General features: G+C 67.1%; 29 protein-coding genes. 9 read left to right on the top strand and 20 right to left on the bottom strand.

From position 1 onward, the window contains the following. The first annotated feature begins 38 nt into the window (after positions 1-38). Entirely contained in the window at positions 39-716 is a 678-nt protein-coding gene (locus tag P7V53_RS26335; protein ID WP_280152449.1) for a CoA pyrophosphatase, read from the top strand. A gap of 64 nt (positions 717-780) precedes the next feature. Next, a complete protein-coding gene (locus tag P7V53_RS26330; RefSeq protein ID WP_280152448.1) occupies positions 781-1,770 on the top strand; it encodes a CobD/CbiB family protein in 990 nt (329 codons plus the stop codon). Position 1,771: 1 nt separating this feature from the next. Here the strand turns inward: P7V53_RS26330 and rsgA are convergent, their stop codons facing one another. The 3 genes from rsgA to P7V53_RS26315 are packed head-to-tail and all read right to left on the bottom strand — an operon-like array spanning position 1,772 to position 4,325. Further along, complete coding sequence (gene rsgA / locus P7V53_RS26325) at positions 1,772-2,689, bottom strand: ribosome small subunit-dependent GTPase A (RefSeq protein ID WP_280152447.1); 918 nt, start codon at positions 2,687-2,689, stop codon at positions 1,772-1,774. A 21-nt stretch (positions 2,690-2,710) separates the two neighbouring features. Continuing rightward, positions 2,711-3,043: a 4a-hydroxytetrahydrobiopterin dehydratase gene (locus P7V53_RS26320; RefSeq protein WP_280152446.1), complete on the bottom strand. Its 333-nt coding sequence runs from the start codon at positions 3,041-3,043 to the stop codon at positions 2,711-2,713. 4 nt (positions 3,044-3,047) lie between these two features. Beyond that, positions 3,048-4,325, bottom strand: a complete 1,278-nt coding sequence (locus tag P7V53_RS26315; protein WP_280152445.1) for a M48 family metallopeptidase — start codon at positions 4,323-4,325, stop codon at positions 3,048-3,050. A gap of 68 nt (positions 4,326-4,393) precedes the next feature. Between P7V53_RS26315 and orn the strand changes: the two genes are divergently transcribed. Beyond that, complete coding sequence (gene orn / locus P7V53_RS26310; protein ID WP_280152444.1) at positions 4,394-4,954, top strand: oligoribonuclease; 561 nt, start codon at positions 4,394-4,396, stop codon at positions 4,952-4,954. Here the strand turns inward: orn and P7V53_RS26305 are convergent, their stop codons facing one another. Then, positions 4,955-5,491 carry a DUF2087 domain-containing protein gene (locus P7V53_RS26305; protein WP_280152443.1) on the bottom strand — a complete coding sequence of 179 codons (537 nt, stop codon included), beginning with the start codon at positions 5,489-5,491 and terminating at the stop codon, positions 4,955-4,957. A 444-nt stretch (positions 5,492-5,935) separates the two neighbouring features. On the opposite strand from P7V53_RS26305, the gene P7V53_RS26300 reads away from it, so the two are divergent. Beyond that, positions 5,936-7,384: a DEAD/DEAH box helicase gene (locus P7V53_RS26300; RefSeq protein WP_280152442.1), complete on the top strand. Its 1,449-nt coding sequence runs from the start codon at positions 5,936-5,938 to the stop codon at positions 7,382-7,384. Positions 7,385-7,454: 70 nt separating this feature from the next. On the opposite strand, the gene P7V53_RS26295 is transcribed toward P7V53_RS26300, so the two are convergent. The 8 genes from P7V53_RS26295 to P7V53_RS26260 all read right to left on the bottom strand — a co-directional run bounded on the left by P7V53_RS26295 (position 7,455) and on the right by P7V53_RS26260 (position 12,344). Beyond that, entirely contained in the window at positions 7,455-7,787 is a 333-nt protein-coding gene (locus tag P7V53_RS26295; RefSeq protein WP_280152441.1) for a hypothetical protein, read from the bottom strand. 100 nt (positions 7,788-7,887) lie between these two features. Next, positions 7,888-8,214 (bottom strand): BON domain-containing protein, encoded by a 327-nt coding sequence (locus P7V53_RS26290; RefSeq protein WP_280152440.1) that lies wholly within the window; start codon positions 8,212-8,214, stop codon positions 7,888-7,890. Between the two features lie 95 nt (positions 8,215-8,309). Then, positions 8,310-8,846, bottom strand: a complete 537-nt coding sequence (locus tag P7V53_RS26285) for a ferritin-like domain-containing protein (RefSeq protein WP_280152439.1) — start codon at positions 8,844-8,846, stop codon at positions 8,310-8,312. Between the two features lie 135 nt (positions 8,847-8,981). Then, positions 8,982-9,620 carry a hypothetical protein gene (locus P7V53_RS26280; RefSeq protein WP_280152438.1) on the bottom strand — a complete coding sequence of 213 codons (639 nt, stop codon included), beginning with the start codon at positions 9,618-9,620 and terminating at the stop codon, positions 8,982-8,984. Further along, complete coding sequence (locus tag P7V53_RS26275; RefSeq protein WP_280152437.1) at positions 9,617-10,003, bottom strand: hypothetical protein; 387 nt, start codon at positions 10,001-10,003, stop codon at positions 9,617-9,619. Before P7V53_RS26275 ends, P7V53_RS26280 begins: the two co-directional genes overlap by 4 nt. Before the next feature lie 84 nt (positions 10,004-10,087). Next, positions 10,088-10,465: a hypothetical protein gene (locus tag P7V53_RS26270; protein ID WP_280152436.1), complete on the bottom strand. Its 378-nt coding sequence runs from the start codon at positions 10,463-10,465 to the stop codon at positions 10,088-10,090. Between the two features lie 45 nt (positions 10,466-10,510). Further along, a complete protein-coding gene (locus P7V53_RS26265) occupies positions 10,511-10,675 on the bottom strand; it encodes a DUF1328 domain-containing protein (protein ID WP_280152435.1) in 165 nt (54 codons plus the stop codon). Positions 10,676-10,868: 193 nt separating this feature from the next. Beyond that, entirely contained in the window at positions 10,869-12,344 is a 1,476-nt protein-coding gene (locus tag P7V53_RS26260; RefSeq protein ID WP_280152434.1) for a CHASE3 domain-containing protein, read from the bottom strand. Between the two features lie 36 nt (positions 12,345-12,380). Between P7V53_RS26260 and P7V53_RS26255 the strand changes: the two genes are divergently transcribed. Further along, on the top strand, positions 12,381-13,013 hold the full coding sequence (locus P7V53_RS26255; RefSeq protein ID WP_280152433.1) for a response regulator transcription factor: 633 nt from the start codon (positions 12,381-12,383) through the stop codon (positions 13,011-13,013). A 23-nt stretch (positions 13,014-13,036) separates the two neighbouring features. Here the strand turns inward: P7V53_RS26255 and P7V53_RS26250 are convergent, their stop codons facing one another. Both P7V53_RS26250 and P7V53_RS26245 read right to left on the bottom strand, forming a co-directional pair. Beyond that, a complete protein-coding gene (locus tag P7V53_RS26250) occupies positions 13,037-13,450 on the bottom strand; it encodes a response regulator (RefSeq protein WP_280152432.1) in 414 nt (137 codons plus the stop codon). Positions 13,451-13,835: 385 nt separating this feature from the next. Next, entirely contained in the window at positions 13,836-14,003 is a 168-nt protein-coding gene (locus tag P7V53_RS26245; protein ID WP_280152431.1) for a hypothetical protein, read from the bottom strand. A 25-nt stretch (positions 14,004-14,028) separates the two neighbouring features. Between P7V53_RS26245 and P7V53_RS26240 the strand changes: the two genes are divergently transcribed. Further along, positions 14,029-14,379, top strand: a complete 351-nt coding sequence (locus P7V53_RS26240) for a hypothetical protein (protein ID WP_280152430.1) — start codon at positions 14,029-14,031, stop codon at positions 14,377-14,379. Positions 14,380-14,418: 39 nt separating this feature from the next. Here P7V53_RS26240 and P7V53_RS26235 read toward each other — a convergent pair whose 3' ends face one another. From P7V53_RS26235 to P7V53_RS26225, 3 genes are read right to left on the bottom strand one after another with little or no spacing between them, the layout of a single operon-like run. Then, positions 14,419-14,766 carry an FKBP-type peptidyl-prolyl cis-trans isomerase gene (locus P7V53_RS26235; protein ID WP_280152429.1) on the bottom strand — a complete coding sequence of 116 codons (348 nt, stop codon included), beginning with the start codon at positions 14,764-14,766 and terminating at the stop codon, positions 14,419-14,421. Between the two features lie 34 nt (positions 14,767-14,800). Then, on the bottom strand, positions 14,801-15,718 hold the full coding sequence (gluQRS, locus tag P7V53_RS26230) for a tRNA glutamyl-Q(34) synthetase GluQRS (protein ID WP_280152428.1): 918 nt from the start codon (positions 15,716-15,718) through the stop codon (positions 14,801-14,803). Continuing rightward, on the bottom strand, positions 15,718-16,734 hold the full coding sequence (locus tag P7V53_RS26225; RefSeq protein WP_280152427.1) for a LysR family transcriptional regulator: 1,017 nt from the start codon (positions 16,732-16,734) through the stop codon (positions 15,718-15,720). Before P7V53_RS26225 ends, gluQRS begins: the two co-directional genes overlap by 1 nt. A 117-nt stretch (positions 16,735-16,851) precedes the next feature. Here P7V53_RS26225 and P7V53_RS26220 point away from each other — a divergent pair, with 117 nt between their 5' ends. Together P7V53_RS26220 and P7V53_RS26215 are read left to right on the top strand one after the other, a co-directional pair. Further along, positions 16,852-17,553, top strand: coding sequence for a pirin family protein (locus tag P7V53_RS26220; protein ID WP_280152426.1), 702 nt, complete (start codon positions 16,852-16,854; stop codon positions 17,551-17,553). 36 nt (positions 17,554-17,589) lie between these two features. Continuing rightward, complete coding sequence (locus tag P7V53_RS26215) at positions 17,590-18,309, top strand: DUF599 domain-containing protein (protein WP_280152425.1); 720 nt, start codon at positions 17,590-17,592, stop codon at positions 18,307-18,309. Here the strand turns inward: P7V53_RS26215 and egtB are convergent. Genes egtB through P7V53_RS26200 form a run of 3 tightly spaced genes read right to left on the bottom strand, consistent with a single transcriptional unit; the run spans position 18,299 to position 21,025 of the window. Continuing rightward, positions 18,299-19,609, bottom strand: coding sequence for an ergothioneine biosynthesis protein EgtB (egtB, locus tag P7V53_RS26210; protein ID WP_280152424.1), 1,311 nt, complete (start codon positions 19,607-19,609; stop codon positions 18,299-18,301). The genes P7V53_RS26215 and egtB overlap by 11 nt on opposite strands. After that, positions 19,606-20,250, bottom strand: a complete 645-nt coding sequence (locus tag P7V53_RS26205; RefSeq protein WP_280152423.1) for a class I SAM-dependent methyltransferase — start codon at positions 20,248-20,250, stop codon at positions 19,606-19,608. The genes egtB and P7V53_RS26205 overlap by 4 nt, the downstream gene beginning before the upstream one ends. A 31-nt stretch (positions 20,251-20,281) precedes the next feature. Next, complete coding sequence (locus P7V53_RS26200) at positions 20,282-21,025, bottom strand: sulfurtransferase (protein ID WP_280152422.1); 744 nt, start codon at positions 21,023-21,025, stop codon at positions 20,282-20,284. A 40-nt stretch (positions 21,026-21,065) separates the two neighbouring features. Here P7V53_RS26200 and dnaE point away from each other — a divergent pair, with 40 nt between their 5' ends. Next, entirely contained in the window at positions 21,066-24,563 is a 3,498-nt protein-coding gene (dnaE, locus tag P7V53_RS26195; RefSeq protein WP_280152421.1) for a DNA polymerase III subunit alpha, read from the top strand. Positions 24,564-24,614: the final 51 nt, after the last annotated feature.

The raw sequence follows: 24,614 nt of genomic DNA, 5'->3' as shown, positions 1-24,614 counted from the left end.
CGCCCCACCAGGCGGCCTTTTTCGTTCCAGAATCGACCATGGCCCTGAGCTTCGATCCCCAAGAACTGCCGGTGCTGGGCATCGATGACCACCTTCCCGCGGTGGGCGAGGAACAGCTGCAGCCCGACGCGCTGCGCCGCCGCTTTCTCGCGCCGCCCACCTGGACGCCCGAGATTGCCGTAGAGCGCCGCTTCACGACACGCGAGCCCACTCATGCATCCGTGCTCGTGCCGCTGGTGCAGCGCGATGCGGTGACGGTGCTGCTGACCCAGCGCACCGACCACCTGAACGATCACCCCGGGCAGATCAGCTTTCCGGGCGGCCGCGCCGAGCCGGAAGACGCCGACGCCATCGCCACGGCGCTGCGCGAGACCGAAGAGGAGATCGGCCTGCACGCGCGCCACATCGATGTGCTGGGCAGCCTGCCGACTTACACCACAGGCACGGGCTTCATCGTCACGCCGGTCGTCGCGTTGATCGAGCCTCCTTTCACCATCGCCCCCGATCCGTTCGAAGTGGCCGAGGTGTTCGAAGTGCCGCTCTCGTTCCTGATGGCTCCGGCGAACCACCGTCGCCACGGCGTCGAGGTGAACGGCGTGCGCCGCGAATTCCTGTCAATGCCGTGGCAAAGTGGCGAAGAGCAAACGAAACGCTATTTCATCTGGGGCGCCACGGCCGCCATGCTGAGGAATTTCTACCGCTTCCTCGTGGCATAGCCCGCCCGGGCCGGCGCAGGACGATAACGGTGGGCCGGCCCCCCGCCGCTATCATCCCGGGCCCATGAGTTTCTTCGCCGTCCTGTTCTCATTGCTGATCGAGCAGCTCAAGCCGCTGCCCCGCAACAACCCGGTGCACGACGCGCTGACGCAATGGATGCGCTGGACTGGCCGCAACTTCGATGCGGGCCGCCCGCACCATGCGTGGGTCGTGTGGGGCGTGACGGTTCTCGCGCCCTCTCTGCTCGCCTGGGGCGTGTACCTCGCGCTGGCGCACTTCAATGCGCTGTTCGGTCTGGCCTGGAACGTCGCGGTGCTTTATGTCACCCTCGGCTTCCGCCAGTTCAGCCACCACTTCACCGACATCCGCGACGCGCTCGAGCGAGGTGACGAAGTCGAGGCGCGTCGCCTGCTGTCCGAATGGCGGCATCTCGACGCCAGCGAGCTGCCGCGCACCGAATTGCTCCGCCACATCGTCGAGCATTCGCTGCTGGCCGCGCACCGTCACGTGTTCGGGGTGTTCTTCTGGTTCGTCGTCCTGTCCTCGATCGGGTTCGGCCCGGCCGGCGCGGTGCTCTACCGGATGGCCGAATTCGCGAGTCGCTACTGGGCCTACAAGAACCGCACGGTCGGCGAGCCGATCAACGAACGGCTGATGGCTCTGTCGCAGCGGCTGTTCAGCCTCGTCGACCACCTGCCCGCGCGGCTCACCGCGTTCGGGTTCGCAGTGGTCGGCAATTTCGAGGAGGCGGTGAACTGCTGGCGGCGCGATGCCGGCCTTTGGCGCCACGCCAACGAGGGCATCATCCTTGCTGCGGCTGCGGGCGCGGTGGGCGTGCAGCTCGGCGGCAGCGCGGCACCCGGCGTCACGCCGGACCGGTCCAAGACCTTCGACCGCGGCGCCGGATCGGATGACATGGCCGCCGAGGGCTCCACTCCGGGGGCGATGCCGGTGCTGGGCCACCTGCGAAGCATCGTAGGCCTGGTGTGGCGATCCGTCGTGCTGTGGATGCTGCTGCTCGCGCTGCTCTCGCTGGCCAATCTGGTCGGCTGAGCTACCAGCGCGTCTGCGCCAGCTCGTCCAGGATCTCGCCGTAGATTCGCCAGCGCGATTCGCTGATCTCACCTCGCTCCAGGGCCGCGCGCACCCCGCAGCCCGGCTCGTGCCGATGGGTGCAGTTGTAGAACCGGCACTCCGATGCATGCCGGCGAATGTCGGGCATCAGGCCGGGCAGATCCTGTGGCGCGATCTGGCGCAGGCCGAATTCCTGGAAGCCGGGCGAGTCGATGAGCCCCGTGGTGCGCTCGGCGTCCAGCCAGTACCACTGCGTCGCGGTCGTGGTGTGCCGTCCGGTGTTGAGCGCCTGCGAGATCTCGCCGACCTGCGCCTTCGCATCGGGTGCCAGCAGATTGATGAGTGTGCTCTTGCCGGCGCCGCTGGGCCCGAGCACCAGCGTGGCGTGGTTCGCCAGCAAGGGGCGCAGCAGGCTTGTCGCTTCTGTCGGCTTGGCCTTGAGCGCGACTTCGTGCACCGGAGTGCCCATCGAGACGTACGGTGCGAGCCGCTCGCGCGCCGCGGCGATCTGCGGCAGGTCGGCCTTGTTCAGCAGCACGCCGGCCGGAATGCCGGCGCTTTCGGCTGCGATCAGCGCGCGTGCGAGCTGCGACTCGCTGAACACCGGCTCGCTGGCCACGACCACCAGGATGCGGTCGAGGTTGGCCGCGAACGCCTTCGTCCGCCATTCGTCCTGACGGAACAGCAGGTTGCGGCGCGCCTCCACATGCTCGATAACGCCTTCATCGCCGGCGGCCTGCCAGCGGACGCGGTCGCCCACCACGCAGTCGCTCTTCTTGCCGCGTGGATGGCAGATCAGACGGCGCGCCTCGGGCGTTTCGACGACATAGTGGCGCCCATAGCCGGCGACGACCAGGCCCAGGTCGAGCCCGTCATCCGGTTCCGAGGCCTTGCTCAACGCAAGGCCTCCATCGTGGGTTCAAGCGACAAAGGCCACCAGCGCGTTCAGCTTGGCCGCGCAGATGAAGTCGTTGATCGAGATGCCGCCGACCGAGTGGGTGTTGAAGCGCACCACGACGCGGTTGTAGCCCATCGACATGTCGGGATGGTGGTCTTCGGTGTGGCACACCCAGGCCATCGCGTTGACGAAGGCCAGCGCCTCCAGGTAGTCCTTGAAGGTGAAGGTCTTCTCGATGGATCCGTCGACCAGCTGCCAGCCGCTCACTTCGTTCAGATGACTGCGGATTTCCGCGTCGGTCATCGCTGGCTGGCCCTCGAGCGGCTTGCATCGGCTGTGGAGGAGTTGGGTCATCGTGTCATCCGGGTTGGCGATTGAGAGTCAGGGCCGCCAGCCGTTCGCCGGCCGGCGGATGCGAGTAGTAAAAGCGCACGTACAGCGGGTCGGGCGTGAGGGTGGACGCGTTGTCCTCATGCAGCTTGAGCAGCGCGGCGGCGAGGTCGCTGCCGCTGGCCTGTGCGCAGGCATAGGCGTCCGCTTCGAACTCCTGCCGGCGCGACACCAGCGCGAACACCGGCGAGACGAAGAAGCCGAACACCGGCACGATCAGCAGGAACAGCAGCAGGGCCAGCGCATCGTTCGGCGCGCTCATCGACGGCTGCACGCCGAATGCGGTGTAGAACCAGCTCTGACCGGACAGCCAGCCCAGCAACGCAAATGCGGCAAAGCTGATCACGAACATCGCGACCATGCGCTTGCGCACGTGCTTGTGCTTGAAGTGCCCCAGCTCGTGCGCCAGGACCGCTTCCACTTCACCCGGTGACAGCTTGTCGAGCAGGGTGTCGAAGAAGACGACCCGCTTGGCGGCGCCGAACCCCGTGAAATAGGCGTTGCCGTGGGCCGAGCGCTTGCTGCCATCCATCACGAACAGGCCTTTGGCCTGGAAGCCGCAGCGCATCATCAGCGACTGGATGCGTGCCTTCAGCGGCTCGTTGGCCAGCGGCTCGAACTTGTTGAACAGCGGCGCAATGACGGTCGGCACCAGCACCTGCATCAGCACCATGAAGGCCATCCACGCCGCCCAGGCCCAGAGCCACCACAGCTTGCCGGCCGCGCCCATGATCCACAGGATGAGCGCGGCGATGGGGAGCCCGATCACCGCGCCCACCAGCAGGCCCTTGAGCATGTCGGCAAAGTACAGCTTCCACGTGACGCGGTTGAAGCCGAAGCGCTGCTCGATGCGGAAGGTGCCGTACAGGTCGAACGGCAGCTCGAGCAGGCCGCCGATCAAGGAGAAAGCGGCCAGCAACGCGAGCTGGTATGCCATGCCGCCAAAGCGCGGCAGGACCGCATCGCGCACGGTCGCATTGAGGACGTCCAGGCCGCCGAGCAGCGTCCAGCCGACGAGCACCGCCGCCCCGAAAGCCATGCTCAGCAGACCGAAGCGGGCCTTGGCCAAGGTGTAGTCAGCGGCCTTCTGATGCGCTGCCAGCGGAATGGAGGGTGCGAATACCGCGGGCACCGCGTCGCGGTGCGCGGCGACATGGCGCATCTGGCGCGTGGCAAGCCAGAACTTCACGATCAGCGAGGCCAGCAGCGCCGCGGCGAACAGAAGGGTCAGCGCGGAAGAAGTCATGCCGGGAAGTGTAGGGCGAAGGGTGGCCCCGGCACGGCCTGCGAGAATGCCCCCAAGGAGAAACCGAGATGACCGATACCGCGCTCGCCGCCGGCGACCAGAACCTTGTCTGGATCGACCTCGAGATGACCGGCCTGTACCCCGACCGCGACCGCATCATCGAGATTGCCGTCGTGGTCACCGACCCGATGCTCACCGTGCGGGTCGAGGGCCCGGTGTTTGCGGTCTACCAGACCGAAGCCACTCTGGACGCGATGGACGCCTGGAACAAGGGCACTCACGGTCGCAGTGGCCTCGTCGACCGCGTGAAGGCTTCGCAGGTCGGCGAAGCGCAGGCGCAGGCGCAGGTGATCGAGTTCCTGCAGCGCTACGTCGGCTCGGGCAAGTCACCGATGTGCGGCAACAGCATCTGCCAGGACCGGCGCTTCCTCGCCAACTACATGCCCCAGCTGGAATCCTATTTCCACTACCGCAATCTGGATGTCAGCTCGCTGAAGGAGCTGGCGCGGCGCTGGAAGCCGGACATCCTTCCCGGTTTCAAGAAGCAGCAGGCACACACCGCGCTGGCGGACATCCACGAGTCGATCGACGAACTGGTGTACTACCGCCAGCACCTGCTGTCCGTGTAGCTACGACCGCGCCCGCAGTGCCCGCAGCATCGCCATCGTCTGCGGGTCGGGCCGCGCTGGCAGCTTGCGGTAGGCCGAGCCGTCGCTCTTGCGTTCGAGCAGCCGCATCGTGACGAGCTCGCGGCGCAGCGTGCAGTGATCGCCGAACAGATGCCAGGCGTTCAGCAGCTCGTTTACCTGGCGCTCGCTGTACTTGCGGCGCGAATCGAAGCGCATCCACAGTCCCCACAGCATCATGCGTTGCACGCTGTGCTTGGTGGGCCAGCGTACGAGCCGACCGACGTCGTCGAACTGGCGCAGCGCCTTGACAGCGATGTCGCCGAGCGCGGCCGGCGCCGCTTGCGGCACAACGGCAGGCGGGCGTGCCCTCAGGCTCTGGAAGTTGCGATGGCCGGCGGCGCGCGCCAGCATGTTCAGCAGCTCCACGTGACACGGCGGGCGCGGCTCGCGCTCGTGCGCCGTGGTCAGCTGGCGCCCGAGCGCCTTGGCGAAGCTGGAGATGTCGTCCGCATGAAGCGGCACGGGATGACGAGGCATGAACGTTCTCCGTTGCTCATGCGCCGGCCTCGGCGAGGAGGGGCTGGTGGTTGCCGTTCCAGCAAGGCGCACAACGAGGTGAACGCATGCGGAAATTCTTGGCAGGTTCAGCTCGCACGGAGTGCGCGGCAACGCCTGGGTGAACTGCCGACCGGGGCGCATCTTAGCGCGGCACGGGCGGCCTTGCTATAATTGCGGGCTGCGCCTCGAAGAGGGGCGCATTTCGTTCATCGACTCTGACCTCTTTCGAGCAAGTCCGGCCCCCAGTGCCGAACAGCTGTCTCGATCTGCCGATTCGGGCACATGGTTGGCGGCGATGCCGTCGCTTTGACTGTTCCCCCGAACGCTCTCCCGGCGACCTGACTTGTTGCGGGCTTCACGCCCGCCGGCGCCTTGCCGCATGCCGCACAGCCGGCATGCCGGGCGCTTTTGCGAAAGAGAAAAATGAGTTTCGATTCCCTGGGCCTGCAAGAGGCCCTCACACGATCCGTGGCCGACGCAGGCTACGACACCGCCACCGAAGTCCAGCTGAAGGCGATCCCGCCCGCGCTCCAGGGGCATGACCTGATGGTCTCGTCCAGCACCGGCAGCGGCAAGACGGCCTCCTTCATCCTGCCCGCGCTGCAGCGCATCCTCGCTGCGCGCGGTGACAACACCAAGCGGCGCGAGAAGGGCGTTGTCTACGGCCCGCGCATCCTCGTGCTCACGCCGACGCGCGAGCTGGCGATCCAGGTCGCCAAGGCGGCAACCACCTACGGCCGCCATGTCCAGGGGCTGCGCGTGGCGACGGTCGTCGGCGGTGTACCGTATCCGGCGCAGATCAAGGCGCTGCGCGGTCCGCTGGACATCCTCATTTCCACTCCCGGCCGCCTGCTCGACCACTTGCAGACCGGCAAGGCGGTGCTCGAACACGTGGAAGTGCTGGTGCTCGACGAAGCCGACCGCATGCTCGACATGGGCTTCATCGACGACATCCAGACCATTGCCGACCATTTGCCGGGCGAGCGCCAGACTCTGATGTACAGCGCCACCTTTGCCGGCCATGTCGGCCGCCTCGCGCAGAACCTCCTGAAGAACGCGCAGCGCATCGACGTGGCGTCGCACACCGATACGCACGAGAACATCGAGCAGCGGCTGCATTGGGCCGACAACGCAACGCACAAGAACGCGCTGCTGGACCATATCCTGACCGAGCGTGACATGGAGCAGGCGGTGGTGTTCACCAGCACGCAGCGCGATGCCGACTGGCTCGCCGACCGCCTGGCCGAGATGGGCCACGCCGTCGCGTCGCTGCACGGGGGCATGCCTCAGGGCCGGCGCAATCGCGTGTTGCAGGGGCTTCGCATGAAGCATCTGCGCGTGCTGGTGGCCACCGATGTGGCCGCACGCGGCATCGACGTGCCGACCATCAGCCACGTCATCAACTATGGCCTGCCGATGAAGGCCGAGGACTATGTGCACCGCATCGGCCGAACCGGACGTGCGGGCCGCAACGGACTGGCGGTCACGCTGGCCGAGCGCATGGACGCCGGCATGATCCGCCGAATCCAGCACTTCACGACGCAGAACATCCCCGTGGCGACCGTCGCCGGCCTCGAGCCGAAGATTGCGGCGCCCAAGCTTTTCGCGGCGCGGCCGGAAGGCGGCTCTTCCCACGCAGCCAAGCGACCCGGCAAGCCGTTTGGTGCACGCCGCGACGAGGGCTTCGTGCGCCGTGAAGGCGGACCATTCGATCGGCGCGATCCGTCGCACGCCGCACCGCGCAATCCTTTCGACCGCCAGCCGGCAGGTGACGGCCGCAACGCGTTCGCCCCGCGCCCCGGCGCCAAGCCGGCACCGCGCGGCGCGAAGGGCGGCTTCAAGCCGCAGCGCCAGCGCGCGTTCAGCCGCTGAGTCGCGATATCAGAAAGAGAAAGGGCCTGCCACTGCAGGCCCTTTTTTTCATTGCAGCAACGGCGCCTGATCACATGCCGCCGATGTGGTCCATGGCTGCCGTGTCGACCCGCTTCAGGCTGCTGGCCGCTTCCTGCCGCACTTCGTCGCGGGAGCGGCTGGACATCGGCACGACGACGGGTCCGCTGATGTCCTGGCGCGCCTGATTGGCCTGACGAGCAGCCAGCGCTTGCCAGCGGACCGACTCCCGGGACACGGTGGAGCTCTCCAACGGGAAGTCGGTGATCTCGCTGGCTTGGGCGATGCCAGCGAAGGAAACGGTGGCGACGAAGAGGGCGTGGATGGCTTTCATGGGGTCTCCGGTGAGGTTCGGTTGCTGTTCGATGCCGGCCTCGCGATGCAATCGGTGATCGGCACGAACCCCTCTACGCCGTCGTGCGCCGATCGGATGCAGGCAAAGAAAAACCCGGCATGGGCCGGGTTTTTCGAGAAGGCGGCTGCGTTTACGGCCGGATCGCGATCTGGTTCTTCACCGACTTCACGCCGTTGACGTTCTTGGCGATGTCCTCGGCCGTGGCGCGTTCGGTCTCGTTCTTCGCGAAGCCGGACAGCATCACCGTCCCGTTCAGCGTCTCGACCTTGATGGCGCCGGCGTCGACCTGCTTGTTGTCGATCATCTTGGCCTTGACCTGGGTGGTGATCGTCGCGTCGTCGACGTAGGCGCCGACCGTTTCCTGACCCCGCACGACGGCGCAGCCCGGCAGGGTGAGCAGCGCGGCGGCGGAAGCGATGGCGGCCAGAGCGGCGGCGAGCGTGTTGCGTGCAAGCATGGTCTTCTCCTATGGATGGTTGATTCAGTCAATCGACTGGGGCGGTCGAACGTTGGCTGAGTCAGCCCCACCACCCGAGGGGCCGAGCCGGAAAACTATTCATCGAGCAGGTCACGCATGTCGTCGGCATGCTCTTCTTCGTCGTTCAGCACGTCTTCGAGCAGGCGGCGGGTTGTCGGGTCCTTGTCGCCGATCAACTCGATCATCTGGCGATAGGCCTCCACCGCGACGCGTTCGGCCACGAGGTTCGCGCGAATCATCGCCTTCAAGTCCTGGGAGGCGTCATAGTCGGCATGGCTGCGCCGGGTCAGCGTGTCGGGAGCGAAATCAGGCTCGCCGCCGAGTTGCACGATGCGCTCGGCGATGCGGTCGGCGTGGCCGGCCTCATCGTTGGCATGCTCCAGAAATTCGGCCGCGACGTTGGCAGAAGCGATGCCGTGAGCGGTGAAGTAGTGGCGCTTGTACCGAAGGATGCAGACCAACTCGGTGGCCAGCGCGTCGTTGAGCAGCTTGACGATGTCATCGCGCCACGGCCCGTAGCCTGGAGTGACCGGTCCCTCGTTGAGCTCTCGCTTGGCCGCTTCGATCTTTTCCTCGTTCAGCACCAGTCGCTGGGTCGCGTTGTCGTTCATCCGCAAGCACTCCATGTGGAAGGCACAGGTGCACCGGTGCGCACACGTGGCCAATGAAGGCAACTCTACGGTTCGCAGGCAAGGCGAACCATCGGAACGACGGCTCTGGCGCTGTAGGACGAAACCGCGTCGCGGCTACGGCGTTGCGGTCTCGGTCTCGCGCGGCGCCGGTGCCTGCGAAGACGCCGATGCTTCAGCATCCGCTTCGGGCGCTGGCTGCTCGCGCCGTTGCGTGAACGAGCTCATGGCGTCTACCACCGACTCGACCGGAATGGAAGCGATGACGCGCGACACGATCTGTGTCGCCAGCCCGGCGAACAGCGCCGGCTTGACGATCCAGCGCCATGGCTTGAATCGCACCAGCGCAACCCCGACGACGAAAGCACCAGCGACCACCGTGAACGGATGCCGCCTTGCCATCGGCGCCACCGTGTCACGCACCACGCCGTGCGCCAGCGTGGCCGCAGGCTGCAGCGGGTGGCTGGCCCACCAGCCCGCGAAGACGTCGATGAGAAGGCCGATCACCGGCATCTCGCGCAGCCGATCCAGCAGGGGGAGGCTCCGTCCTTCGGCAGCGGCCTCGGCGGCGCGCCGCCGGCGTTGCTGACGGCCGTCGGCATGCAGCATCCACTCGCGCAGGCGCTCCCGCGACTGCGCCAGCCGCTCGGCAGCCGACGGCACATCGACGTCCTTCACCGCCTCGGAGACGGCCTTGGCATCGGCCTGCGCTTCGGCTTCGGCGAGTTCCGCCGAATCAGGCACGACGGCGCTCATGATTCGGTCACGCTGCGCAGCATGGCCGCGTCGGCGGCGAACTGCTCGCGGATTGCCTGGAGGCCGCGCTGCTCGTCCTTGTCCGAGCGGGCTGCGAAGTGAGCCCACAGGGCCAGCACCACGGGTATCGCCGGCACGCCGAGAAGCGCCCACGGGGCGCGCATGTTCTCGCTGGGCAGCGCTGCCCACAGCATCACACCGACCGACGCGAGCACAAGGGCGACGAATATCGCGAAGATGCTCAGCGCGTGCAGCAGCATCTTTCGCTTGATGCGCTTGGCGACAGCGCCTGCTTCCTCGGAGGCGAGCTGTGCATAGGCCTCCACATGCTCGGCCAGCAACTGCGGTTCGGAGACAAGCAGCTTGAACAGCGGATGAATCATGGCGGGCCTCGGCGTTCGGATGCAGCGACGGGGTTCCCCAGCCGAGGCCGGGGAACCCCGCATGTCGTCAAAGACGCGGCGGCCTCAGCGGTCGCGGCTCAGCAGCGTGATGAGCGCCATCACGGCGGCGCCCGCGGCAGCTGCGATCAAGATCGACTTGAGCGGCTCGTCCTTGATGTAGCCGACGGTGGCGTCGGAGGCGCGATAGGCACGATCCTTCACGTATTCGGTGCGTTCGCGCATGGCGTCGGCACTGCGGCGCGCGAGCTCCTCGGCCTTGGACGCAACCCGGTTGATGACGGGCGTGGCTTGGTCGCGCACGTCCTGCACTTTGTCGGACAGGCTGCTCAGCGCCTGGTTGGCGACCCGCTGGGTTGAAGCGAGCGCGCTGTCCGCGCCTTGCGCGGCCTGGTCGGCCAGGCTGTTGGCAGAGGAGCTGAAGGGCTTGCTGGTGGCAATCATCGTGAGTCCTTTCGGTGGGGTTGAGCTCGCGCCCGGCGCGCGACGCTAGGGTTTCTTGATGAGGCCGTACAGAAAACTCGCGACGGCCAGGATGGCAAAGAGGACGAAAAGGATCTTGGCGATGCCTGCCGCGCTGGCCGCGATGCCGCCGAATCCGAACAGGGCGGCGACCAGCGCAATCACGAAGAACACGATGGCGTAGTGCAGCATCTCGGCAGTCTCCTGGTGTGTCGAGCCGACCAGCCCGCTCGGTCAATCGGGCCGGTGGCCGGGCAGCGTCCTAGCCGCTGCGATGAGCGAAGCTTAGGGACGCGTCCATGGGGGGGCCATGGGAAGTCGGCCCGTCGCCGTGTCGGCGCGATCAGCAAGGGCGTGTAGGAACTCGCTCACGCAAGGCGCCTTGTCATTCGGGCTGGAGGCCCTTCTCGGAAGCGATCGGCGGAGCGGCAAGTTCAGCAGCCGCTGCCGACGGGAATGAAGACATCTGCTCAGCGGACTCCGTCACTCCCGTCGGCAGCGTCGCTCGGATGCGCGTGCCCTGGCCCGGCATCGACTCGAGCGTGAAGTGTCCGCCCTCCGCCTCGACGCGGTAGCGCATGCCGAGCAGGCCATGCGCGGAGGGCCGCCGCTGGCGCGGGTCGAAGCCGACGCCGTCGTCCTGCACCGAGATCTCCGCGCTGCCGTCGTGCGCCGCAAGCGCCACCTGGACACGCCTGGCCTTGGCGTACTTGGCGATGTTGGTGAAGGCTTCCTGCACCAGCCGGTACGTGGTCAGCTCTCCCGAAGGCTTCAAGGCGACCGGCTCGAACTGGCAATCGACCTCGATGCCCGAGCGCTCGGCAAATTCGCGTGCCTGGATCTCGAGCGCAGCGATGAGGCCCAGGTTGGACAGCGACGAGGGACGCAGGTCTTCGATGATGCGGCGCTTCAGCGCGATGCCGTTGTTGAGGATCTCGTTCAGGTGACCCAGCCGCTCGGCCGCCTCGGGCGCCGTCTGGCCCAGGCGGGACTTGATGCGCGCCGCATCCAGCTTGGCGGCGGTGAGCAGCGCGCCCAGCTCGTCGTGCAGCTCGCGGGCGAGCCGGCTGCGCTCGTCCTCGCGGGCCGTCTGCAGGTGCTGCGCCAGCTCGGTGAGCTGCTGGGCGAGGTCGGTGAGCTGCGCGGTGCGCCGGGACACCTCCACCTCCAGCTGATCCCGCTCGGCCTCGATCGCCTGCTCGCGCTCGCGGCGGTGCGCCTCCAGCGCGGCCGTCTGGCGCAGATACATGCCCAATGCCAGCAGGCTGATCGCCGTCATCGCGGCGACGCCGATGCGATTGAGCAGGAGCGTGTAGTCGACATCGCGCCGGCCGGCCGAGTCCTTGCGCGCCTCCTCCGCCAGCAATTGCTCGGTCAAACCCCGGATCTCCTGCATCTGCTCCTTGCCGATGTCGGTGAGCAGCACGGCACGCCAGGCTTCGGTCTTGCCTTCGTCATACAGGCTCATCGTTGCGTCGAGCTCCGAAAGCTTGCGCTGGACGAGCGTCTCGAGCTTGGCCATCTGGACGGCCTGCGCCGGCGCCAGCGCGTAGTGGCTGTGCAGCCAGCGCAGCGCTTCGGCGATGTCGGCAAAGGCGTCGCGGTACGGCTGCAGGTACTCCGGACGCCCGGTGAGGAGATAGCCGCGCTGTCCGGACTCGGCATCGACGACCCGGCGCGACAGGTTCATCAGATGCAGCCGGGCGCTGTTCAGCGTGCCGAGCTCGCGCATCGAATTGGAGGATTTCCAGTACGCGGTCTCGCTGATGAACATCATCGCCACCGCCGCCAGCACGGCGAGCGGAAACACGAACGGACTGCGCTTCAGGCGCAGGAGGATGTTCAGGGGCTTGCGTTCCATCTAAACTTTGTGCATCGACCTACACGTGGGACAGCCATGATCCGAGTAGCCATCGTGGACGACCATGCCATAGTGCGCGCCGGTCTGCGCCAGTACTTCTCCGACCAGGTCGACCTCAAGGTCACCGGCGAAGCCGCCAATGGCCGCGAAGCCCTCGATCTCGTGCGCAAGGGCGAAGTCGATGTGCTGGTCATGGACTTGTCGATGCCCGATCAAAGCGGCGTCGATGCGCTGGCTGCGATCAAGGCGCGAGCGCCCGATCTGCCGGTGCTGATTCTTTCGGGGTTTCCCGAAGAGCACTATGCGACGACGCTGCTGCGCCAGGGCGCAAGCGGCTATCTCAACAAGGAATGCGATCCCGAGGAGATCGTCAAGGCGATCCGTACCGTGCACCGCGGGCGCAAGTACATCACGCCCGGTGTCGCCGAGCTGCTGGCCGACGGCCTGGGCGGCAGCGGCGACAAGGCGCCGCACGAGCAGCTGTCCGAGCGCGAGTTCCAGGTTTTCCTTCGTCTGGCCAAGGGCGAAACCATCGGCCACATGGCCGACAGCATGTCGCTGAGCGTCAAGACCGTCAGCACCTACCGCACGCGGGTGATGGAAAAGATGAAGCTGTCGTCGAACAGCGACCTCACCTACTACGCGCTGAAGAACGGCCTGATCCAGTAGGCGCGGCGTGCGGGCCGCGCCGTTCACGACGGCAACGCGCCCAGACCGCTGCTGGCTTCCTCGCCGGAGGCCAGGCGGGCGCAGTAGCTGATCAGGCCATCGATCTCGTTCGACTTGTCGAACACCTTGTCGGCGCCCAGCTGCAGGCACTTGCGGCGCATGTCGGGTGTGGCGTAGTTGCTGAGCACGACCAGCTTGCGCGCGGCTTGTGCCTGGCGCGCCGTTTGCAGCACCCCCAGGCCGGAGCCGCTCTTCAAGAAGATGTCGATGATGACCAGGTCGCAGGCGTTGTCGGACTTGCCGAGCCATTGCTTGGCGCTGCTCTCGTCGTCGGCCGTCCCGATGACTTCCACCGGCACCATCTCTTCCAGCGTCGCGATCAGGTTCTCGCGGATGACCGGACTGTCTTCAACGATGTAGGTTCTCAAGTGCGCCATGGCGTCGATCGGTCGGAAAGGGCATGGACTCCGTAGGGGTCGCAGCGCTCGGTCACGAGGTCCGACGACGGACACACATTGAGAGAGGCGGACGACACTGAGCTCTATTGCAGTGTGTCGCACGCGACCCGGGTCTTCCATCGGTCGAAGGCGTGCAAGCGCGTCAGGCATATCCTACACATGCGTAACGAAGTGCCATAGAGGGTTGCATGCCATGGCGCGTGCTCCGAAGGGCGAACCGTAGGACAAGAACTACGGTTCGAAGCGGTTGTGTCCTGTGGTCACGTGGCCCTCACGGTGTGGATACTTCCCCACGGTCATCGGCTTCGACGGCATGCGCCTCGACGGCTGAAGGCGCGACCGAGCGGCACCCGTGCCGCTGCTTTCACATCGAAAAGGAGTACCCCATGTCGACGTTCCGTCCTCTGAAGACCTCACTGATGGTCGCGTGCTTGCTGGCCTTCTCATCCAGCTTCGCCACCTCCGGCACGGCCACTTCCGGTTCCACCACCGGCACGACGAGCTCGGCGGGCACCACAAGCAGCGCGGGCACCAAGAGTGCGACCACTGCCCCGAAGATGAGCAGTGAAGAAGTCAAGGCCGCCAAGGACCAGATCAAGGCCACCGCCAAATCCGACAAGGAAGCTTGCGACAAGCTCAAGGACAACGCCAAGGATGTCTGCGACAAGGAAGCCAAGGCGAAGGAAAAGGTCGCCCTGGCCGAGCTGGACTACAAGCGCACCGGCAAGGACTCTGACCGCATCAAGGCCGCTCGCGTGAAGGCTGAGCAGGACTATGAAGTCGCGAAGGAGAAGTGCGACGACAAGAGCGGCGCCGACAAGGACGCCTGCAAGAAGGAAGCGAAGGCCGCCGAAGCCAAGGCCAAGGCCGACCTGAAGGCCGAGGCCAAGGTTGCCAACAAGGGCTGACGGCCTCGGATCGGTCTGGACTCTGCTGCGGCGCAGACTCTAGACCGCCACCAGCTCCACCTCGAACATCAGCGTGGCGTTGGGCGGGATCACACCGCCCGCGCCACGCGCGCCGTAGCCAAGTTGCGGCGGTATGACGAGCACGCGCGTGCCTCCGACCTTCATCCCCTGCACACCCTCGTCCCAGCCGCGGATCACCTGTCCGCCGCCCAGTCCGAAGGCGAAAGGATCGTTGCGGTCCTTGCTGCTGTCGAACTTGGCGCCCTTGACGCCGTTGTCGTAGAGCCAGCCGGTGTAGTGCACCGTGACGTGCTGGCCCGCGCGGGCCTCCTCACCGGTGCCGGGCACGGTGTCTTCGTACTGCAGGCCGGACGGGGTGGTGATCATCGAAGGCTCCTCGGGTGAGATTGGGGGGTGCGCATCATGCCACCGTCGCATGCCACTGCTGGCGCCAGCGTGCTGTCGCTTCGACGAGCCAGGCCGCCGCGTCGGCTGCAGCGCAGCGTATGCCCAGCACGGCGCCCGCCTGGACCAGTGCCGGCAGCGGGTCATGCAGGTCGACGGCGACCGCGCCGTTCTGCTTCGAAAGCTTCTCGCCGTTCGGTCCGAGGACCAGCGGCGTGTGAAGGTACTGGGGCGTCGGCAGGCCGAGCAGCTGCTGCAGGTGGACCTGCCGCGCCGTGTTGTCTGCCAGGTCCTCACCGCGCACCACGTGCGACACGCCCTGCTCGGCGTCGTCGACGACCACCGCGAGCTGGTAGGCCCACAGACCGTCCGCGCGCTGCAGCACGAAGTCGCCGACCGTGCGCGCGACATCCTGCTGCTGCGGACCCAGGCGCCTGTCGATCCACGCGACGCGCACGTCATGCCCGTCGCTGTCCAGCGTGCGCAGACGCATGGCCCGCGCCGGCTTGCCGTGCAGCCCGTTGCGACACGTACCGGGGTACACGAGTTCGGCATGACGCGGTGTCTCATGTCCTTGCGCGCGCAGTGCGAGCTCGATGTCGCGGCGTGAGCACGCGCAGGGGTAGGCCAGATCGGCAGCAAGCAGCCGCTGCAGCGCAGGGCGGTACAACTCGTCGCGCTGCGATTGCCACACCGGCGGCTCGTCCGGGACCAATCCGCAGCGCATCAACTGCGACAGGATGAGCATGTCGGCGCCAGCCACGCAGCGCGGCGTGTCCACGTCTTCGATGCGAACCAGCCATCGCCCTCCGTGTGCCCGTGCATCGAGCCAGGATGCCAGCGCGGCGACCAGCGAGCCGGCGTGCAGCGGGCCGGTGGGCGAGGGTGCAAAGCGGCCGATGTAGCCGGCGCCCGGCAGGTCGGAGCGGTGCATCAGGTGTCCCCCACCGGCAGGCCGCCATGGCGCTCCAGCAGGGCGCGCCTCGTCGCCGGGCTTTCGAGCTGATCGATCCACCAGCGCAGCGCCAGGCCGCCGGCCGCGCCGGCGCCGTTCGCGCCGCGCCATGCGTACCCCAACCGCACTCGGGAAGGCGCCCGATGCGTGGCCTTCACGACGAGTCGGCCCGCTGCGATGTGGTCCCGCGCGATCGGCTCCGGCAGGTAGCCGCAGCCGAGGCAACGCAACTGCGCCTCGAGCTTGGCCTGGGTGCTCGCGACGGTGAACACGTCCTGGCCAGGGAGCAGATTGACGGTGACCGGCGCCAGACGCTGGGCCGAGTCGGCGACCGCGACCGCCCGATAGCGCGAAAGCTCCGCTTCGCTGATGGTGCCTTCGACCGAGGCCAGGGGATGGTGTGGCGCGACCGCGAAGACGAATTCCATCTCGCCAAGGGGCTGCACCTGCATGCCGGCGGGCGGCGCGATGTCCGGGCCGATGCGCACACCGATGGCCAGGTCGGCCTGGCCGCTGGACAGTGCCTCCCACGTGCCGGCCAGCACTTCGGTGCGCAGCCGCAGGCGCGTGCCCGGACCGGTGCGGCCCGGCTCCGCGACGCCGGGGGTGCCCGCGCCCGGGGGCTTGAGGGCGAAGAACGCTTCGCAGAGCTCGAACACCGTCACGCGCGAGATGACGCCGTCGACGGCAACCGTGAGCTGGGTCTCCCAGCCGGTGGCCACGCGTTTGACGCGGTTTGCCACGGCGTCGATCTGGTCGAGCAGGCGACGTCCTTCGTTGAGGAGCTCCTCGCCCGCGGCGGTGAGCTTGGCCTGGCGCGAGCGCCGGTCGAACAGCAGCACATCGAGCGCGTCTTCGAGCTGCCGCACGTTGTAGGTGAGAGCTGAGGGCACCTTGCCCAGCTCGCGTGCAGCCGCGGCGAAGCTGCCAGTGCGCGCGATGACGTCCATCATCGCGAGCGCCTCGGGCGTGAGCACATTGCGGGACGCTGTCATGGGGCCGGGACGCCGGGTAGCTGCACGGCGTTCATCTTATTTGAACGGATGCTTCAAGCCGGCATCGGCGATGCCGCGGCCAGGGGCTCTACATTGAAAGCAACACAGGAGCTTTCGATGATCACGCTACGCAAGTCTTCCGACCGCGGCTTCGCCGACCACGGTTGGCTCAAGAGCTATCACAGCTTTTCGTTCGCCGACTACCACGATCCGCGCCACATGGGCTTCGGCAACCTGCGCGTCATCAACGAGGACCGCATCGCGCCGGGCACCGGCTTCGGCACGCACGGGCACCGCGACATGGAGATCGTGAGCTATGTGCTCGAAGGCGCGCTGGCGCACAAGGACAGCATGGGCAACGGCACGACCATCCAACCCGGCGACGTGCAGCGCATGAGCGCCGGACGCGGCGTCATGCACAGCGAGTTCAACCACGCGCCGAACGACACGACGCACTTCCTGCAGATCTGGATCCTTCCCGACCGACAGGGCGTGACACCAGGCTACGAGCAGAAGCACTTCGATGACGCCACCAAGCGAGGCGTGCTGCGCCTGGTGGCGAGCGCCGACGGCCGCGAAGGCTCGGTGAGCCTGCATGCCGACGCGTCGATCTACGCCGGCTTGTTCGATGGTGACGAGTCCGCGGCGCTGGCGCTGTCGCCGTCTCGCAAGACCTACCTGCACGTCGCGCGCGGAAGCGTCGAAGCCAACGGCCGGCCGCTTTCGGCTGGCGATGCGGCGCTGCTTGTGGACGAGCCCAAGCTGGAGGTTCGCAACGGCCGCGGCGCCGAAGTGATCGTGTTCGACCTCGCGCCCTGAGCCGGTCCCTGGTCGGCGGGCGCTACAGTCGCCGCCATGGAATCGACGCTCAGAGTGCTGACCGTGCTGCCGTGGCTCGACTGGGCCGCGCTCGTCGTGCTGTTTACAGGCTGGTCCGGCTATGCGTGGTTCGCGCGGCGCCTGGCCGGCCGACGGCCATCCATCCTCGCCACCACCAACCGCATCCGCCGTCAATGGATGCTGCAGGCCACGTACCGCGATGCGCGTGTCATCGACGGCGTGGTGATCCAGAACCTGTCGACCAGCCCGTCGTTCTTCGCCTCGACCACCATCCTCATCATCGGCGGCCTGCTCGCGATGCTGGGCACCACCGAGAAGGCCAACGAGCTGGTGCGCGAGATCCCCTTCGCGGCACGCACGTCCGTGCTCGTGTTCGACATGAAGCTGGTGCTGCTGCTCGGCATCTTCGTGCACGCGTTCTTCCGCTTCACCTGGTCGATGCGCCAGTACACTTTCGGCGCGCTGCTGATCGCCTCGGCGCCTGAAGCAAAGCAGTTCGACGCGCTGGGCGACGAGGCGCCCGCCCGGCGCAACGCGTTCGCCGACAAGGCCGGCCGCGTGGTTGCGCTGGCCGCCGAGACCTTCAACGACGGGCTGCGCGCGTACTACTTCTCGTTCGCCGCGATAGGTTGGTTCTTTTCGCCGCTGGCCTTCATGCTCGCCACGGTCGGCGTGGTCTACATCCTGTACCAGCGCGAATTCCGGTCCGAGGTGCTCAAGGACCTCAACTCGTAGCGTCGCGGGCCAGCCGCAGGCCGCTGAACTGCCACTGCGCGTCGGGCGGAAAGAAGTTGCGATAGCTGGCGCGCACGTGGCCCGCCGGCGTGGCGCAGGATCCGCCGCGCAGCACGAGCTGGTTGCACATGAACTTGCCGTTGTACTCGCCCACGGCGCCCGGCAGCGGCCGGAAGCCGGGGTAGGCGCTGTAGCTCGACTGCGTCCACTCCCACACGTCGCCGAACATCTGCACCGGCTCGTCGACGGCCGAGGCATGCGCGGGCAGCGGGTGGAAGGCGCCGCGGTCGGCGAAGTTGTCGTTTCCGCGCGCACCCTTGGCGAGCCGGCGCGCCGCCAGCTCCCATTCGGCTTCGCTGGGCAGCCGGGCACCGGCCCAGCGCGCGTAGGCGTCGGCCTCGAAGTAGCTGAGGTGGCACGCCGGCGTGTGCGGATCGATCTCGACGCTGCCCTGCAGGGTGTGCGTGAGCCAGCGGCCTGCGTCGCGCCGCCAGTACAGCGGTGCCTCGCGCTGCCCGGCCTGCACCCAGTCCCAGCCCATCGACAGCCACAGTTCCGGCCTGAGGTAGCCGCCGTCATCGATGAAGGCGAGGTAGTCGTCGTAGCTGACCGGCCGCGAGGCGAGCTCGAACGCAGCGACATAGGTGCGATGACGCGGCGTTTCGTTGTCGAAGCAGAACGCGCCGTCGCGGGCGGCGTCATGGCCAAGCTCGAACAGGCCGCCTTCGTACGCATGCCAGCGCAGCGACTGCGGCTTGACGACACCCATCGGCCAACGCTTGGCGTACGGCCGGTGCGTGGGGTTGAACGAGAGCACGTGCTTGATGTCCGTGAGCAGCAGCTCCTGGTGCTGCTGCTCGTGATGCAGGCCCAGCGTCACGAGCTCGCTCAGCGACGGGTCGCCGGCGTGCCGTGCGAGCACCGCAGCCATGCGCTCGTCGACCTGCGTCCGATAGGCCTTCACTTCGGCCAACGTGGGTCGCGTGATGAGTCCGCGCTGCGGGCGCGGATGGCGCTCGCCGACGCCGTGGTAGTAGCTGTTGAAGAGGATGCGGAACGCAGCGTCGAAGGGGCGGAAGCCGGTTTCGTAGCGTTCGAGGATGAAGGTCTCGAAGAACCACGTCACGTGCGCAAGGTGCCACTTGGTGGGGCTGGCATCCGGCATCGACTGCACCTGGCAGTCCTCGTCCGTCAGTGGCGCAGCCAGCGCCAGCGACATGCCGCGCACATGGCGATAGCGCTCGGCCAGCGGTGTGTGCGGCGACGGCGCCGCGGCGGGATCGGGTCGGGCGACAGTCATCGGTCCACTCCTTTGACACGTCCGCGGCCAATGTAGCCCATGCCCCCCTGCGTCGGTTTCCAGGTGAAACCTTGCAGGTGCTGCTCGAGCAGCGCCCACGGGCGGTTCAGCTCGTGGGCATGCACGTTGTACGGCAGGTTCTTCAGCCAGGCGAGCAGATTGAGCGGCGCGAGCCACCACGGAAAGTACTTCATGCCCGCGACGGCAAGGCGCGTTCCCGGTGGAAGCTGGGCAAGCAGGTTGGCCAAGGCCTGCGGCGTGCGGAGGATGTCGTGCACGTAGTGAAACAGGGCCGCATCCGGATGCGCCGGCAGCTCGACCTCCTCGGCGCTCGCCCGCTGCAGCTCGATGCGCCAGCCCTTGGCGCGCAGCCGCTGCGCGCGCTGCGCCGCCTGGGCGTGCATCTCCGGACTCTGCTCGAAGGCGATCAGGAGCCCATTGCGGCCGATGCGCTCGAGCAGCGGCTCGAAGCTCAGCCCCGTGCCGCAGCCGACATCGAGCACGGTGTCGCCGGCGTGGAGCTCGAGCAGCTCGATGCAGCGCATGCGGATCGACCAGGTGGGCCCGGTCGTGCTGTCGTAGCCCCGGGCGGCGCGGCGGTACTTCTCGATCGATCGCAGATTGTCGGGAGTCGGGGCCATCGAGCGTCCGTCGTGACCGGGGCCCCGCAGCTTACGCCGCCGCGGTGGACTCCTGGAGCGCGCCGTCCAGCGCTTCGCGGGCGTCGAAGACAAAGCAGGTGCCGTCGAAGTGGCGTCCGCCGATCTGCTCGAAGTACTCGAGGATGCCCCCCTCGAGCTGCAGCACGCGCTCGATTCCCGCCTGCTGCATGAAAAGCGCCGCCTTCTCGCAGCGGATGCCGCCGGTGCAGTAGCTGACGACGGTCTTGTCCTTCAGTGCGTCGGCATGCGCCAGGGCCGCGGCGGGGAAGTCGCTGAACTTGCCGAGCCGCCAGTCGATGGCGCCGCGAAAGCGGCCTTGCTCCACCTCGAAGGCATTGCGCGTGTCCAGCAGGACCACGGCGCGGCCGTCGTCGTCGCGGCCGGTGTCCAGCCAGCGTGCCAGGGTGGGGGCATCGACCGCCGGCGCGCGGGCGGCCGACGGGCGGATCGCCGGGTGGTTCATGCGGATGATCTCGCGCTTGACCTTCACGAGCAGCTTGCGAAAGGGCCGCTCGCACGACCAGCTTTCCTTGGGCCGCAGCGCGGCAAAGCGCACGTCGGCCCGCATTTCGTCGACGAAGCGGCGCACGTCGTCGGGCTGTCCGGCCAGGAACAGGTTGATGCCTTCTTCGGCCAGCAGCACCGTGCCCTTGAGCGACAGCGCCGTCGCGCGTGAGCGGATGCTCTCACGCAAGGCCGCGGTATCGGCGAGCGATGTGAACAGATAGGCCGAGATGTTGAGAATCGGTTTCACGCCGGCCATTTTAGGAAGCCCGTCTCTCTAAAATCCGAAGATGGCTTTCGTTCACCTGCGCACCCACACCGAATTTTCCGTCGTCGACGGCACGCTGCGAGTCGATGAGGCGGTTGGTGCCGCGGCCGAGGACCGGCAGGGGGCGCTCGCCATCACCGACCTGAGCAACCTCTTCGGAGCGATCAAGTTCTACTCCGCTGCGCGCAAGGCGGGCGTGAAGCCGCTGCTCGGCGCTGATGTGTGGGTCGAGCCCGAGAGCGCCGACAAATCGCCGAGCCGCCTGCTGCTGCTGGTGCAGGACCGGCGCGGTTATCTGAATCTGTCGGAACTGCTGTCGCGCGCCTGGCTGAACAACGTGCAGCGCAACCAGGCCTGGCTCAAGTGGGACTGGCTCCAGGCCTTCAACGGCGGCCTGATCGCCTTGTCGGGAGGCGACCACGGTGCGGTGGGCCAGGCCCTGATGGCGCAGGACGCGGCCCGTGCGCGCGAGGCGGCGCTGCGCCTGGCGACGATCTTCCCGCAGCGCTTCTACATCGAACTGCAGCGTGCCGGGCTGCCTGCCCATGAGGCGCATGTGCGTGCCGCCGTTCCGCTGGCCGCCGCGCTGAAGCTTCCGGTGGTTGCCACGCACCCGGTGCAGTTCCTCACGCCGCAGGATTTCGAGGCGCACGAGGCGCGGGTGTGCGTGGCCGAGGGCGAGACGCTGACCAACCGCCGGCGCGTCAAGCGCTTCACGCGCGAGCAGTACTTCAAGACCCAGGCGCAGATGGAGGCGCTGTTCTCCGACATCCCGAGCGCAATCGCCAACAGTGTCGAGATTGCCAGGCGCTGCAACCTCACGCTGGTGCTGGGCAAGCCGCAGCTGCCGGACTTTCCGACGCCGTTGGTCGACGGCGCGCCGATGCCGATGGCCGAGTACTTTCGCGTCGCCTCGCACGAAGGACTGGAGCAGCGCCTGTCGCAGCTCTATCCCGACGCGGCGCAGCGTGATCGCGAACGTGCGCGCTATGTCGAGCGGCTCGAGTTCGAGATCGAGACCATCCTCAAGATGGGATTTCCCGGCTACTTCCTGATCGTGGCCGACTTCATCAACTGGGCCAAGAACAACGGCTGCCCGGTGGGCCCCGGCCGGGGCTCGGGGGCCGGGTCGCTGGTGGCCTATGCGCTGAAGATCACCGACCTCGACCCGCTGCACTACAACCTGCTGTTCGAGCGCTTTCTCAATCCGGAGCGGGTGTCCATGCCCGACTTCGACATCGACTTCTGCCAGGGCAACCGCGATCGGGTGATCGACTACGTGAAGCAGAAGTACGGCCGCGACGCGGTCAGCCAGATCGCCACCTTCGGCACGATGGCCGCCAAGGCCGCGCTGCGCGACGTGGGTCGGGTGCTCGGCATGGGCTATGGCCACGTCGACTCGATTGCCAAGCTGATTCCCGCCCCGCCAGGCAAGACGGTGACGCTGGCCCGAGTACCGGAAAAGCCCGACCCCGGCATCATCTATGCGCGCAAGGAAGCGCCGGAGCTCGGGCAGCGCGAAGCGGCCGAGGAGGAGGTGGCCGAGCTGCTCTCGCTGGCCGCGCGCGTCGAGGGCATTACCCGCAATGTCGGCATGCACGCCGGCGGCGTGCTGATCGCCCCCGGCAAGATCACCGACTTCTGTCCGCTGTACATGCAGCCGGGCAGCGACAGCGCGGTCAGCCAGTTCGACAAGGACGACGTGGAAGCGATCGGCCTCGTCAAGTTCGACTTCCTCGGCCTGGCCACGCTGACCATCCTGGAGCTGGCCAAGAACTTCATCGTTGCGCGTCGAGCCGACCGGCGCGATTTCGACTACGACAAGCTGCCACTCGACGATCCCAAGGTATATCGCCTGTTTTCCGAGGGCCGCACCGAGTCGGTGTTCCAGTTCGAAAGCGCCGGCATGCAGCGCATGCTTCGCGATGCCAAGCCCAGCCGCATCGAGGACTTGATCGCGCTGAACGCGATGTTCCGGCCGGGGCCCATGGAGAACATCCCCACCTTCTGCCTGCGCAAGCACGGCAAGGAAGAGGTGAGCTATCCGCACCCGCTCCTCGAGGGCGTGCTGGGCGAGACCTACGGCGTGATGGTCTACCAGGAGCAGGTGATGCAGGCCGCGCAGGTGCTGGGCGGCTATTCGCTCGGCGGCGCCGACCTGCTGCGCCGCGCCATGGGCAAGAAGAAACCCGAGGAGATGGCCAAGCACCGCGAGATCTTTCGCGAGGGTGCGGCCAAGAAGCAGATCGCCGCGGAGGTCGCCGACGAGGTCTTCGACCTGATGGAGAAGTTCGCGGGCTACGGCTTCAACAAGTCTCACGCCGCCGCGTACTCGCTGCTCGCCTACCACACGGCCTACATCAAGGTGCACTGCACGGCCGAGTTCTTCGCCGCCAACATGACGGTGGAGATGGACGACACCGACAAGCTGCGCGTGCTGATGAACGATGCCAAGGGCTTCGACATCACGCTGCAGCCGCCGGACATCAACCGGGGCGTCTACCGCTTCGAGCCGGTGTCCGACAACGTCATCCAGTACGGCCTGGGGGCCGTCAAGGGCACCGGGCAGAGCGCGATCGAGGCCATCATCCAGGCGCGCGAAGAAGGCGGCCCGTTCAAGTCGCTGTTCGATTTCTGCACCCGCGTCGACCGGGGCCGCATCAACAAGCGCACCGTCGAGGCCCTGATCAAGGCTGGCGCCTTCGACATGCTCGGCATCGAGCGCGCGTCGCTGGCCGCCAGCATCGCACTCGCCTTCGACTACGCCGAGACGCAGCATGCCCATGCCGACCAGGGCGGCCTGTTCGATTTCGGCGATTCGCACGCTGCCTCCACGCAGGAGCCGGCGATGGTTGCCGCCGAGGCATGGAGCATCAAGGAGCGGCTCACCTTCGAGAAGGCAGCGCTCGGCTTCTACCTGTCGGGGCATCTGTTCGATCAGAGTGCCGACGAGGTGCGCCAGTTCGCGAAGCGCCGCAACGCCGACATCATCGACAGCCGCGAGCCGCAGCTGCTCGCGGGCATCGTCAGCGACTTGCGCGTGGTCAACGGCCAGCGCGGGCGGGTCGCCATCTTCAAGCTCGACGACAAGACCGAGGCCCTCGAAGCGGTGGCCAACGAGGACGTGCTCAACGCGCACAAGGATCTGCTGAAGGACGACGAGCTGATCATCGTGCAGGGCAAGGTGCAGCCCGATCGCTTCTCGGGCGGCGTGCGGCTCAACGTGCAGCAGGTGTGGGACCTCACCGCGGCGCGCTGCCGCTTCGGAAAGTACCTGCGCGTGGAGATCAACGGCAGCATCCCGCCGGTGGCCGAGGTGCTGCGCGACTTTCCGAGCCGCAAGGTGGCCACCGAGCACGGCGATCTCACCCAGGGTCTCAGCGTGCGGCTGGTGCTCGAGCGTGAGGCGGCGCGCGGCGAACTGGACCTGGGCGACGACGGGCGATTCTTTCCCACCGACGCGGCCATCGAACGCTGGCGTGAAGGAAGTCACGGGCGCGCGAGCGTGGTGTACGAATAGTCACTTCTGGGGCCGCTTCAGAGGTCCTCTGACCGGCGACCATAGGCGTTG

Source organism: Piscinibacter sp. XHJ-5 (assembly GCF_029855045.1).
In the GTDB taxonomy this organism is placed as follows: domain Bacteria; phylum Pseudomonadota; class Gammaproteobacteria; order Burkholderiales; family Burkholderiaceae_C; genus Albitalea.
Note: the sequence above shows the minus strand (reverse complement) of the source record. Positions and strands in the feature narration are given on the sequence as shown.

What these genes read in the sequence shown, in the direction of transcription:
- P7V53_RS26335 (WP_280152449.1), top strand. Translation starts at nt 39, where the DNA reads ATGGCCCTGAGCTTCGATCCCCAAGAACTGCCGGTGCTGGGCATCGAT.
- P7V53_RS26330 (WP_280152448.1), top strand. Translation starts at nt 781, where the DNA reads ATGAGTTTCTTCGCCGTCCTGTTCTCATTGCTGATCGAGCAGCTCAAG.
- P7V53_RS26320 (WP_280152446.1), bottom strand. Translation starts at nt 3,043, where the DNA reads ATGACCCAACTCCTCCACAGCCGATGCAAGCCGCTCGAGGGCCAGCCA.
- P7V53_RS26315 (WP_280152445.1), bottom strand. Translation starts at nt 4,325, where the DNA reads ATGACTTCTTCCGCGCTGACCCTTCTGTTCGCCGCGGCGCTGCTGGCC.
- orn (WP_280152444.1), top strand. Translation starts at nt 4,394, where the DNA reads ATGACCGATACCGCGCTCGCCGCCGGCGACCAGAACCTTGTCTGGATC.
- P7V53_RS26305 (WP_280152443.1), bottom strand. Translation starts at nt 5,491, where the DNA reads ATGCCTCGTCATCCCGTGCCGCTTCATGCGGACGACATCTCCAGCTTC.
- P7V53_RS26300 (WP_280152442.1), top strand. Translation starts at nt 5,936, where the DNA reads ATGAGTTTCGATTCCCTGGGCCTGCAAGAGGCCCTCACACGATCCGTG.
- P7V53_RS26290 (WP_280152440.1), bottom strand. Translation starts at nt 8,214, where the DNA reads ATGCTTGCACGCAACACGCTCGCCGCCGCTCTGGCCGCCATCGCTTCC.
- P7V53_RS26285 (WP_280152439.1), bottom strand. Translation starts at nt 8,846, where the DNA reads ATGAACGACAACGCGACCCAGCGACTGGTGCTGAACGAGGAAAAGATC.
- P7V53_RS26280 (WP_280152438.1), bottom strand. Translation starts at nt 9,620, where the DNA reads ATGAGCGCCGTCGTGCCTGATTCGGCGGAACTCGCCGAAGCCGAAGCG.
- P7V53_RS26275 (WP_280152437.1), bottom strand. Translation starts at nt 10,003, where the DNA reads ATGATTCATCCGCTGTTCAAGCTGCTTGTCTCCGAACCGCAGTTGCTG.
- P7V53_RS26270 (WP_280152436.1), bottom strand. Translation starts at nt 10,465, where the DNA reads ATGATTGCCACCAGCAAGCCCTTCAGCTCCTCTGCCAACAGCCTGGCC.
- P7V53_RS26265 (WP_280152435.1), bottom strand. Translation starts at nt 10,675, where the DNA reads ATGCTGCACTACGCCATCGTGTTCTTCGTGATTGCGCTGGTCGCCGCC.
- P7V53_RS26260 (WP_280152434.1), bottom strand. Translation starts at nt 12,344, where the DNA reads ATGGAACGCAAGCCCCTGAACATCCTCCTGCGCCTGAAGCGCAGTCCG.
- P7V53_RS26255 (WP_280152433.1), top strand. Translation starts at nt 12,381, where the DNA reads ATGATCCGAGTAGCCATCGTGGACGACCATGCCATAGTGCGCGCCGGT.
- P7V53_RS26250 (WP_280152432.1), bottom strand. Translation starts at nt 13,450, where the DNA reads ATGGCGCACTTGAGAACCTACATCGTTGAAGACAGTCCGGTCATCCGC.
- P7V53_RS26240 (WP_280152430.1), top strand. Translation starts at nt 14,029, where the DNA reads ATGAGCAGTGAAGAAGTCAAGGCCGCCAAGGACCAGATCAAGGCCACC.
- P7V53_RS26235 (WP_280152429.1), bottom strand. Translation starts at nt 14,766, where the DNA reads ATGATCACCACCCCGTCCGGCCTGCAGTACGAAGACACCGTGCCCGGC.
- gluQRS (WP_280152428.1), bottom strand. Translation starts at nt 15,718, where the DNA reads ATGCACCGCTCCGACCTGCCGGGCGCCGGCTACATCGGCCGCTTTGCA.
- P7V53_RS26225 (WP_280152427.1), bottom strand. Translation starts at nt 16,734, where the DNA reads ATGACAGCGTCCCGCAATGTGCTCACGCCCGAGGCGCTCGCGATGATG.
- P7V53_RS26220 (WP_280152426.1), top strand. Translation starts at nt 16,852, where the DNA reads ATGATCACGCTACGCAAGTCTTCCGACCGCGGCTTCGCCGACCACGGT.
- P7V53_RS26215 (WP_280152425.1), top strand. Translation starts at nt 17,590, where the DNA reads ATGGAATCGACGCTCAGAGTGCTGACCGTGCTGCCGTGGCTCGACTGG.
- egtB (WP_280152424.1), bottom strand. Translation starts at nt 19,609, where the DNA reads ATGACTGTCGCCCGACCCGATCCCGCCGCGGCGCCGTCGCCGCACACA.
- P7V53_RS26205 (WP_280152423.1), bottom strand. Translation starts at nt 20,250, where the DNA reads ATGGCCCCGACTCCCGACAATCTGCGATCGATCGAGAAGTACCGCCGC.
- dnaE (WP_280152421.1), top strand. Translation starts at nt 21,066, where the DNA reads ATGGCTTTCGTTCACCTGCGCACCCACACCGAATTTTCCGTCGTCGAC.